7 protein-coding genes and 1 pseudogene are annotated in these 9,422 nt (G+C 67.1%); 7 read left to right on the top strand and 1 reads right to left on the bottom strand.

The window, feature by feature from the left end; genetic code table 11:
• Window positions 1-563 precede the first annotated feature (563 nt).
• From MMB92_RS34590 to MMB92_RS34560, 7 genes are all read left to right on the top strand, one after another.
• Window positions 564-1,796, top strand: a complete 1,233-nt coding sequence (locus MMB92_RS34590; protein WP_058901280.1) for an aspartate aminotransferase family protein — start codon at window positions 564-566, stop codon at window positions 1,794-1,796.
• A gap of 30 nt (window positions 1,797-1,826) precedes the next feature.
• Window positions 1,827-2,894 (top strand): arginine/ornithine succinyltransferase subunit alpha, encoded by a 1,068-nt coding sequence (aruF, locus tag MMB92_RS34585; RefSeq protein WP_080323362.1) that lies wholly within the window; start codon window positions 1,827-1,829, stop codon window positions 2,892-2,894.
• Complete coding sequence (gene astA, locus MMB92_RS34580; RefSeq protein ID WP_006488741.1) at window positions 2,891-3,922, top strand: arginine N-succinyltransferase; 1,032 nt, start codon at window positions 2,891-2,893, stop codon at window positions 3,920-3,922. Before aruF ends, astA begins: the two co-directional genes overlap by 4 nt.
• Window positions 3,923-3,929: 7 nt before the next feature.
• Window positions 3,930-5,393 carry a succinylglutamate-semialdehyde dehydrogenase gene (astD, locus tag MMB92_RS34575; protein WP_062884656.1) on the top strand — a complete coding sequence of 488 codons (1,464 nt, stop codon included), beginning with the start codon at window positions 3,930-3,932 and terminating at the stop codon, window positions 5,391-5,393.
• Window positions 5,394-5,407: 14 nt separating this feature from the next.
• The gene (gene astB, locus MMB92_RS34570; protein ID WP_006488742.1) at window positions 5,408-6,748 is read left to right on the top strand and encodes an N-succinylarginine dihydrolase; all 1,341 of its coding nucleotides are present in this window, start codon (window positions 5,408-5,410) and stop codon (window positions 6,746-6,748) included.
• A 7-nt stretch (window positions 6,749-6,755) separates the two neighbouring features.
• Window positions 6,756-7,799 carry a succinylglutamate desuccinylase gene (astE, locus tag MMB92_RS34565; protein WP_179146817.1) on the top strand — a complete coding sequence of 348 codons (1,044 nt, stop codon included), beginning with the start codon at window positions 6,756-6,758 and terminating at the stop codon, window positions 7,797-7,799.
• A 354-nt stretch (window positions 7,800-8,153) separates the two neighbouring features.
• Window positions 8,154-8,948, top strand: a complete 795-nt coding sequence (locus tag MMB92_RS34560; RefSeq protein WP_006490898.1) for an ABC transporter substrate-binding protein — start codon at window positions 8,154-8,156, stop codon at window positions 8,946-8,948.
• A gap of 76 nt (window positions 8,949-9,024) precedes the next feature.
• On the opposite strand, the pseudogene MMB92_RS34555 reads toward MMB92_RS34560, so the two are convergent.
• Window positions 9,025-9,297 (bottom strand): annotated as a pseudogene (locus tag MMB92_RS34555) (IS3 family transposase); the annotation flags it as partial.
• Window positions 9,298-9,422: the final 125 nt, after the last annotated feature.

The raw sequence follows: 9,422 nt of genomic DNA, 5'->3' as shown, positions 1-9,422 counted from the left end.
GCCGAACTGCTCAAGCAACTCGGCCGGAATCGCCGGCAGAGCCGCCGGCTGGGCTTTCGGTTTGCGAGGCATAAATTCTCCTTGGGAGCATGTTATGCCTTAAACACAAAATTCCTGACAGGCCCGAGCTAGCGGATGGTATACCGCTCTGTGGGGTAGGCAGTGGTGTCAGAACCATTGCTCGAACCACTCCGGTGTCCTGACTGGCGCGGACACTTTTGTGCGATCCACTCTGATGGCCGTGGCACCGGGAAGTCATGCGTTATCGGGCGCCTTTCTTTTGGTTACTTTTCTTTGGCAAGACAAAGAAAAGTGACCGCTGCCCCGCGCAGGGGCGACGCTAATAGACCGACACGATCACAGGTGCTTCACGCGACCGGAAGCCGACCACAGAAAAGCCGGAAAAAGCCCCAAAATACCGACACGGCGTAGCCGCCCCCCGGCCCTAAAGGGCAAAACCAAAACCTTCCGATAGAACCCGTCGCAATTCCGCAAGACGCTTGCGTCACCCTTACCTAAACTTGATCCTGTTGAACCCTCTTACGAAACCGAAAGGAACGACCATGACGACCTCGACCGTGACCCGCCAGACATTCGACGAAGTGATGGTGCCGGTATTTTCCCCCGCCCCGTTCGTGCCGGATCGCGCAGAGGGCTCCCGCGTGTGGGATACGGCCGGCCGCGAGTACATCGATTTCGCGTGCGGCATCGCGGTGACGTCGCTCGGCCACGGCCACCCGGAACTGCTGAAGGTGCTGGACGAACAAGGCCGCAAGCTCTGGCACATCGGCAACGGCTACACGAACGAGCCGGTGCTGCGCCTCGCGAAGCGCCTGGAAGCGCTGACCTTCGCCGACCGTGCCTTCTTCGCGAACTCGGGCGCGGAAGCGAACGAAGCCGCACTGAAGCTCGCACGCCGCGTCGCGTTCGACCGCCACGGCGCCGATAAGTACGAAATCGTGTCGTTCGTGCAGTCGTTCCACGGCCGCACGTTCTTCACGGTCAGCGTCGGCGGCCAGCCGAAATACTCGGAAGGCTTCGGCCCGGTGCCGCAAGGCATCAAGCACCTGCCGTTCAACGACATCGAAGCCGCGAAGGCCGCGATCGGCCCGAAAACCTGCGCGGTGATCGTCGAACCGGTGCAAGGCGAGGGCGGCGTGATCCCCGCCGATCCGGCGTTCCTGAAAGCGCTGCGCGAAGCGTGCGACGCCAACGACGCCCTGCTGATCTTCGACGAAGTGCAAACGGGCGTCGGCCGCACGGGCCAGTTCTACGCGTACATGGACACGGGCGTCACGCCGGACATCCTGACGACCGCCAAGGCGCTCGGCAACGGCTTCCCGATCGGCGCGATGCTGACGACGAACGAACTGGCCGCGCACTTCAAGGTCGGCGTGCACGGCACGACGTACGGCGGCAACCCGCTCGCATCGGCGATCGCGGACAAGGTCGTCGAACTGATCGGCGACCCGGCACTGCTCGAAGGCGTGCGCGAACGCAGCGTGCGCCTGAAGGGCGCGCTGGAACGCATCAACGCACGCTTCGGCATCTTCAAGGACGTGCGCGGCAAGGGCCTGCTGGTCGGCGCGGAACTCACCGCCGCCTTCGACGGCCGCGCGAAGGACTTCGTCACCGCCGCCGCGGAGAACGGGCTGATCATGCTGATCGCCGGCCCGAACGTGCTGCGCTTCGTCCCGTCGCTGGTGATTCCGTTCGACCTGCTCGACGAAGGCGTGAAGCGCTTCGAGAAGGCAGTCGAGCAGGTGCTCGCGGCCCAGGAAGCCACCGCGCGCTGATCGGCGCGCCCATCGCAGACAGGAACGACGATGCTATTTGTTCGCCCCGGCAAACTCACGGATCTCGATGCGCTCGCGCACATGGCGCGCACCGCGCAGCCGGTCCTGCACTCGCTGCCGCACGACCGCGTGGCGCTCGAAGCGCGTGTGGCGCTCTCCGAGGATTCGTTTCGCGCGGACGTCGATTTCGCCGGCGAGGAGTTCTACCTCTTCGTGCTCGAGGATTCGTCGACCGGCAAGCTGCTCGGCACGGCGAGCATCGTGGCCGCGGCCGGCTACTCGGAACCGTTCTACGCGTTCCGCAACGACGCGCTGATCCACGCGTCGCGCGAGCTGCACGTGAACCGCAAGATCCACGCGCTCACGATGTCGCACGAGCTGACCGGCAAGAGCCGGCTCGCGGGCTTCTACGTCGATCCGTCGCTGCGCGGCGACGCGGCCGCGCACCTGATCTCGCGCGCGCGGATGATGTACATCGCCGCGAACCGCCGCCGCTTCACGCCGGAAGTGTTCACGCTGCTGCTCGGCGTGAGCGACGGCAACGGCGCATCGCCGTTCTGGGAAGCGGTGGGCCGCAAGTTCTTCGGCCGTAATTTCACCGACGTCGACATCGCCTCGGGCGGCCGCAGCCGCACGTTCATCGCGGAAGTGATGCCGGCCTATCCGCTCTACGTGCCGCTGCTGCCCGAAGCCGCGCAGCGCGTGCTCGGCGAGCCGAACGAAACGGCCTTGCTCGCGTACGACATCCATCTCGAGGAAGGCTTCGAGCCAGACCGCTTCGTCGACATCTTCGACGCGGGCCCGGTGCTGACCGCCCAGGTCGACCGCACCGCGTGCGTGAAGCAGGCGTCGGAGCGCGTCGTGCGCGAGGCCGCGCATCAGCGGGGCGACGTCGCGTACATGGTGTCGACGGGCAGCGGCGAGTCGTTCCGCTGCGTGCTGGCCGACCTGCCGGGCGACACGGCCGACGCGCGCGGCACCGACGCGCCGCTGGCCGGCGACGTGCGCGCGGCGCTCGATGTGAAGGAAGGCGATGTCGTGCGCTGCGTGCCGCTGCACCGCCGCGACGATGAAGATTTGAAGGGAGACGCAGCATGATCGTCGTTCGGGTCGTACAAACGGGCGACGTCGACGCGCTCGTGTCGCTCGCGCAGGAAACCGGGCCGGGCCTGACCACGTTCAAGCCCGACCGCGACGCGCTCGCCGCGCGCATCGAACGCTCGCGCCGCACGCTCGAGGGCAAGGCCGCACCGGGCGAGGCCGGCTACTTCTTCGTGATGGAAGAATCGAAGACGGGCGACATCGCCGGCGTGTGCGGGATCGAAACGCAGGTCGGCCTCGAGCAGCCGTTCTACAACTACCGCGTGAGCACGGTCGTGCATGCGAGCCAGGAACTCGGCGTGTGGACGCGGATGTCGGCGCTGAACATCTCGCACGACCTGACGGGCTACGCGGAAGTGTGCTCGCTGTTCCTGAGCCCGCGCTATCGCACGGGCGGCGTCGGCGGCTTGCTGTCGCGCTCGCGCTTCATGTTCATCGCGCAATTCCGCGACCGCTTTCCGGAGCGCATCTGCGCGGAACTGCGCGGCCACTTCGACGAGGACGGCACGTCGCCGTTCTGGCGCGCGGTCGGTTCGCACTTCTACCAGATCGATTTCAACGCGGCCGATTACCTCAGCTCGCACGGCCGCAAGTCGTTCCTCGCGGAACTGATGCCGCGTTACCCGGTGTACGTCGACCTGCTGCCGCAGGACGCGCAGGACGCGGTCGGCCTCACCCACCGCGACACGCTGCCGGCCCGCAAGATGCTCGAAGCGGAAGGGCTGCGTTACCAGAATCACGTCGACATCTTCGACGCGGGCCCCGTGCTCGAATGCCACGTCAACGACCTGCGCACGGTGCGCGAGAGCGTCGTCGTACCGGTCGCGATCGGTGTGCCCGACGCGCGGGACGATGCTCCCAAGTCGCTCGTGTCGAACACGTCGCTCGGCGACTTCCGCGTCGGCGTCGCGCCGGGCGTGGTCGCGAACGGCTCGTTCGTGCTGTCGGCCGACGATGCCGTCGCGCTCGACGTGAAGGCCGGCGATCCGGTCCGCGTGCTGCCGCTCAAAGTCAAACAGGGATAAACGAATCATGACGGAACTCTTCATCGACGGCGCCTGGGTCGCAGGCTCGGGCCCCGTCTTCGCTTCGCGCAACCCGGGCACCGACGCTGTGGCCTGGCAGGGCGACAGCGCATCGGCGGCCGACGTCGACCGTGCGGTCGCGAGCGCGCGCCGCGCGTTCGCCGGCTGGTCGGCGCTCGACTTCGAGGCACGCTGCGAAATCGTCAAGCGCTTCGCCGCGTTGCTCACCGAACGCAAGGAAGCGATCGCGACCGCGATCGGCCGCGAGACGGGCAAGCCGCTGTGGGAAGCGCGCACCGAAGTCGCATCGATGGCCGCGAAGGTCGGCATCTCGATCCAGGCGTATCAGGAGCGCACCGGCGAGAAGCGCCAGGACATGGCCGACGGCGTCGCGGTGCTGCGTCACCGCCCGCACGGCGTCGTCGCGGTGTTCGGCCCGTACAACTTCCCCGGCCACTTGCCGAACGGTCATATCGTGCCGGCGCTGATCGCCGGCAACACGGTCGTGTTCAAGCCGTCCGAACTTGCGCCGGGCGTCGCGCGCGCGACGGTCGAGGTGTGGCAGGCAGCCGGGTTGCCGCCCGGCGTGCTGAACCTCGTGCAGGGCGAGAAGGACACCGGCATCGCGCTCGCGAATCATCGGCAGATCGACGGGCTGTTCTTCACCGGCAGTTCGGACACCGGCACGCTGCTGCACAAGCAGTTCGGCGGCCGTCCGGAAATCGTGCTCGCGCTCGAGATGGGCGGCAACAACCCGCTCGTGATCGGCGAGGTCGAGGACGTCGACGCGGCCGTGCATCACACGATCCAGTCGGCGTTCCTGTCGGCTGGCCAGCGCTGCACGTGCGCACGCCGCATCTTCGTGCCGCAGGGCGCGTTCGGCGACCGCTTCCTCGCGCGTTTCGCCGACGTCACGTCGAAGATCACGGCCGACGTGTTCGACGCCGATCCGCAGCCGTTCATGGGCGCGGTGATCTCGGCCCGCGCGGCCGCGAAGCTGGTCGACGCGCAGTCGCGCCTCGTCGAGCAGGGCGCGAAGCCGATCATCGCGATGACGCAGCGCGATCCGCGCCTGGGCTTCGTGAACGCGGCGATCGTCGACGTGACGGGGGTCGCGAACCTGCCCGACGAAGAACATTTCGGCCCGCTCGCGCAGGTCGTCCGCTACACGACGCTCGACGACGCGATCGAGCGCGCGAACGACACGGCGTTCGGCCTGTCCGCCGGCCTGCTGGCCGACGACCCGAAGGTGTGGGAGCACTTCCGCCGCACGATCCGCGCCGGGATCGTCAACTGGAACCGCCCCACTAACGGCGCATCGTCCGCCGCGCCGTTCGGCGGCACGGGCCGCTCCGGCAACCATCGCCCGAGCGCGTACTACGCGGCCGACTATTGCGCGTATCCGATGGCGTCGGTGGAAAGCACGCAACTGACTTTGCCCGCGAGCCTGTCGCCGGGCCTGCATTTCTGATCGAGGGAACGACGATGAACGCACAAGAAGCCAATTTCGACGGGCTCGTCGGCCCGACCCACAACTACGCCGGGCTGTCGTTCGGCAACGTGGCGTCGCTGAACAACGAGAAGTCGGCCGCGAACCCGAAGGCCGCCGCGAAGCAGGGCCTGCGCAAGATGAAGCAGCTCGCGGATCTCGGTTTCGCGCAAGGCGTGCTGCCGCCGCAGGAGCGGCCGTCGCTGCGCCTGTTGCGCGAGCTCGGCTTCTCGGGCAAGGACGCGGACGTGATCGCGAAGGCCGCGAAGCAGGCGCCCGAACTGCTCGCCGCGGCGAGCTCGGCGTCGGCGATGTGGACCGCGAACGCGGCCACCGTCAGCCCGTCGGCGGACACCAGCGACGGTCGCGTGCACTTCACGCCGGCGAACCTGTGCAGCAAGCTGCATCGCGCGATCGAGCACGAAGCAACGCGCCGCACGCTGTCGACGCTGTTTGCGGACCCCGCGCACTTCGCGGTGCATGAAGCACTGACCGGCACGCCGGCGCTCGGCGACGAAGGCGCGGCGAACCACACGCGCTTCTGCGCCGAATACGGCAAGCCGGGCATCGAATTCTTCGTGTACGGCCGTGCCGAATACCGTCGCGGCCCCGAGCCGAAGCGTTTCCCGGCCCGCCAGACCTTCGAGGCGAGCCGCGCGGTCGCGCATCGCCACGGGCTCGCGGAGGAAGCGACGGTGTACGCACAGCAGGACCCGGACGTGATCGACGCGGGCGTGTTCCACAACGACGTGATCTCGGTCGGCAACCGCGACACGCTGTTCACGCACGAACGCGCGTTCGTCAACAAGCAGGCGATCTACGATACGCTGACCGCCGCGCTCGACGCACGCGGTGCGCGCCTGAACGTGATCGAAGTGCCGGACGCGGCGGTGAGCGTGAACGACGCGGTGACGTCGTACCTGTTCAACAGCCAGCTGCTGTCGCGCGCGGACGGCTCGCAGGTACTCGTCGTGCCGCAGGAGTGCCGCGAGAACGCGAACGTCGCCGCCTATCTCGACCAGCTTGCCGCCGGCAACGGCCCGATTCACGACGTGCTCGTGTTCGACCTGCGCGAAAGCATGAAGAACGGCGGCGGCCCGGCGTGCCTGCGCCTGCGCGTCGTGCTGAACGAAGCGGAGCGCGCGGCCGTCACGTCGAACGTGTGGATCAACGACACGCTGTTCGCGTCGCTCGACGCGTGGATCGACAAGCACTATCGCGATCGCCTCGCACCGGAAGACCTCGCCGATCCGGCGCTGCTCGACGAATCGCGCACGGCGCTCGACGAGCTCACGCAGATCCTGCGCGTCGGTTCGCTGTATGACTTCCAGCGCTGAGGCACGGATGCCGGCCGCCGCGCTGCTCGACGACTTTCTCGCGTTCACGCTGGCCGGTGACGCGCCGGCCGAACAGGACGGCGCCTGCGCGGGCGGCGCGGTGCGCTGGCAATGGCTCGGCGACGGGCTGCTCGCGTTCGAACCGGCGGCGGCCGACGCCGCGGCGCGCGCGAGCGTGCTCGTGTCGGCCGGCGTGCATGGCGACGAGACGGCGCCGATCGAACTGCTGTCGATGCTGGTGCGCGATCTCGCCGCGGGTGCGCTGCCGCTCGCATGCCGGCTGCTCGTCGTGCTCGGCAACGTGCCGGCGATGCGCGCGGGCGAACGCTATCTCGACGACGACCTGAACCGCCTGTTCAGCGGCCGTCACGCGCAGGTGCCCGCGAGCCGCGAAGCGCCGCGCGCCGCGCAGCTCGAAGCGGCCGCGGCCGCGTTCTTCGCGGCGGCGCCGGCGGGCAGCGCACGCTGGCACATCGACATGCATACGGCGATTCGCGCATCGGTGTTCGAGCAGTTCGCGCTGCTGCCGCACACGGGCACGCCGCCGACGCGCGCGATGATCGAATGGCTCGGCGATGCACGCATCGCGGCCGTGCTGCTGCACACGGCGAAGGGCAATACGTATTCGCATTTCACGGCCGAGCATTGCGGCGCGCTCGCGTGCACGCTGGAACTCGGCAAGGTGCGGCCGTTCGGCCAGAACGACCTGGCGCGCTTCGCGCCGGCCGACCGCGCGGTGCGCAAGCTCGTGTCGGGTGGGCGGGCGGAAGTCGACGCCGGGGGCGGCCATCCGTCGCTGCCGCGCGTCTTCACGGTGATCGACCAGATCACGAAGCAGAGCGACGCGCTCGAGCTGTTCGTCGCGGCCGACGTCGCGAACTTCACCGCGTTCGCGCGCGGAACGGTGCTCGCGCAGGACGGCGACTACCGCTACACGGTGACGCACGACGAGGAACGGATCGTCTTTCCGAATCCGACCGTGAAGCCGGGCCTCCGCGCGGGCCTGCTCGTCGTCGATACGACGCGCGACACGCTGGCCGCACTCGTCTGATCAGGGTGCGATCGGGCGGCTGCGGCGACTCGCAGCCCGCGCATCGTCTCGCGGCCCATTCATTTTTTGCGATAACACCTGCCCGCCGCACGGCCGGCGCACGCGCCACGCTTGCGTATTTGCGACACCGTCTTGCAAGTTCGACGGGGCGCGCGGCGGCCGCCGGGCACGCAGCGCAGCATCGCGTCGCGCCGCCCGCTTTGCCATATCGGGCCGCGCGGATTGGTACAATCGCCGCCTTGCGGCTGTTGCGCCGCATCACGGCGCGGCAGCCGCATTGTCGTGGTCATCCGACCCTGCAATGATGCAAGCGCCCGTAGTTCCGGAACATTCGAGTATCGAGGAGAACACCAGATGAAGTTGGATTGGCGTAAAGTGGCCGCGCATGCGGTGGTGGCGGCATCGGCCGTGGCGGCAGGCAGCGCGTTTGCCGCGGATCTGAAGGAGATCCGGTTCGGCGTCGAGGCCTCGTACGCACCGTTCGAATACAAGACGCCCGACGGCAAGCTGACCGGCTTCGACATCGACATCGGCAACGCGGTGTGCGCGAAGCTGAAGACCAAGTGCGTGTGGGTCGAGAACGACTTCGACGGCCTGATCCCGGCGCTGCAGGCGCGCAAGTTCGACGCGATCAACTCGGACATGACGATCACCGACCAGCGCAAGCACGCGATCGCGTTCACCGATCCGATCTACACGATTCCGAACCAGCTGATCGCGAAGCAGGGCAGCGGCCTGCTGCCGACCCCGCAATCGCTGAAGGGCAAGCGCGTCGGCGTGCTGCAGGGCACGATCCAGGAAGCGTACGCGAAGAAAAAGTGGGCGCCGGCCGGCGTTGAAGTCGTGCCGTACCAGACGCAGGATCTGGCGTATGCCGACCTGAAGTCGGGCCGTCTCGACGCGACCTTCCAGGATTCGGAAGCCGGCTCGAAGGGCTTCCTGACGAAGCCGCAAGGCCAGGGTTTCGCGTTCGCGGGCGGCACGGTCAGCGACACCGAGATCCTCGGCTCGGGCGTCGGCTTCGGCCTGCGCAAGAACGACGCGGCGCTGAAGACGGCGCTCGATCAGGCGCTGAAGGAACTGAAGGCCGACGGCACGATCGACAACCTCGCGAAGAAGTACTTCAGCGTGCCCGTCACGCTCAAGTAAGCGTTGCGTTCGCGCGCATGCTGCAAAAAAACCGGCCGCTGATTGAACTGACCCCACGAAGTTGGACGGTTAAAAGCTAAGCGGCCAAGGGCTGAGTCCTGTATTGCACGGGACTCAGCCCATTTAATTTCAGCTTGATGCGTTCGTGGTTGTAGTAGTGGATGTAACGCTCGAGCGTGTCTCGCAAATGCTCCATGCAAGTGAAGCGATGACCCTTGTAGCACTCGGACTTGAGCGTACCGAAGAAGCTTTCCATCGCGGCATTGTCCAGGCAGTTGCCCTTGCGGGACATGCTCTGCGTCAGCTTGCGCTTCTTCAGTTGCCGACGAAACGCCGGCATCCGGTATTGGGCGGATTCAACCGGTCGTCGCAACACTAAATTGTTGAACAGATTTCAGGTACTCGTCGAGAGCTTCGGCCGGCGTCTTCCAGCCGAGCGCTTTCCGGGGCCTGGTATTCAATGTATTTGCAACG

The organism is Burkholderia sp. IO2 (assembly GCF_029522185.1).
Lineage (GTDB): Bacteria > Pseudomonadota > Gammaproteobacteria > Burkholderiales > Burkholderiaceae > Burkholderia > Burkholderia cenocepacia.
The sequence above is the reverse complement of the archived record's forward strand: the minus strand, read 5'-3'. Positions and strand labels throughout refer to the sequence as shown.

What these genes read in the sequence shown, in the direction of transcription:
- MMB92_RS34590 (WP_058901280.1), top strand. Translation starts at nt 564, where the DNA reads ATGACGACCTCGACCGTGACCCGCCAGACATTCGACGAAGTGATGGTG.
- aruF (WP_080323362.1), top strand. Translation starts at nt 1,827, where the DNA reads ATGCTATTTGTTCGCCCCGGCAAACTCACGGATCTCGATGCGCTCGCG.
- astA (WP_006488741.1), top strand. Translation starts at nt 2,891, where the DNA reads ATGATCGTCGTTCGGGTCGTACAAACGGGCGACGTCGACGCGCTCGTG.
- astD (WP_062884656.1), top strand. Translation starts at nt 3,930, where the DNA reads ATGACGGAACTCTTCATCGACGGCGCCTGGGTCGCAGGCTCGGGCCCC.
- astB (WP_006488742.1), top strand. Translation starts at nt 5,408, where the DNA reads ATGAACGCACAAGAAGCCAATTTCGACGGGCTCGTCGGCCCGACCCAC.
- astE (WP_179146817.1), top strand. Translation starts at nt 6,756, where the DNA reads ATGCCGGCCGCCGCGCTGCTCGACGACTTTCTCGCGTTCACGCTGGCC.
- MMB92_RS34560 (WP_006490898.1), top strand. Translation starts at nt 8,154, where the DNA reads ATGAAGTTGGATTGGCGTAAAGTGGCCGCGCATGCGGTGGTGGCGGCA.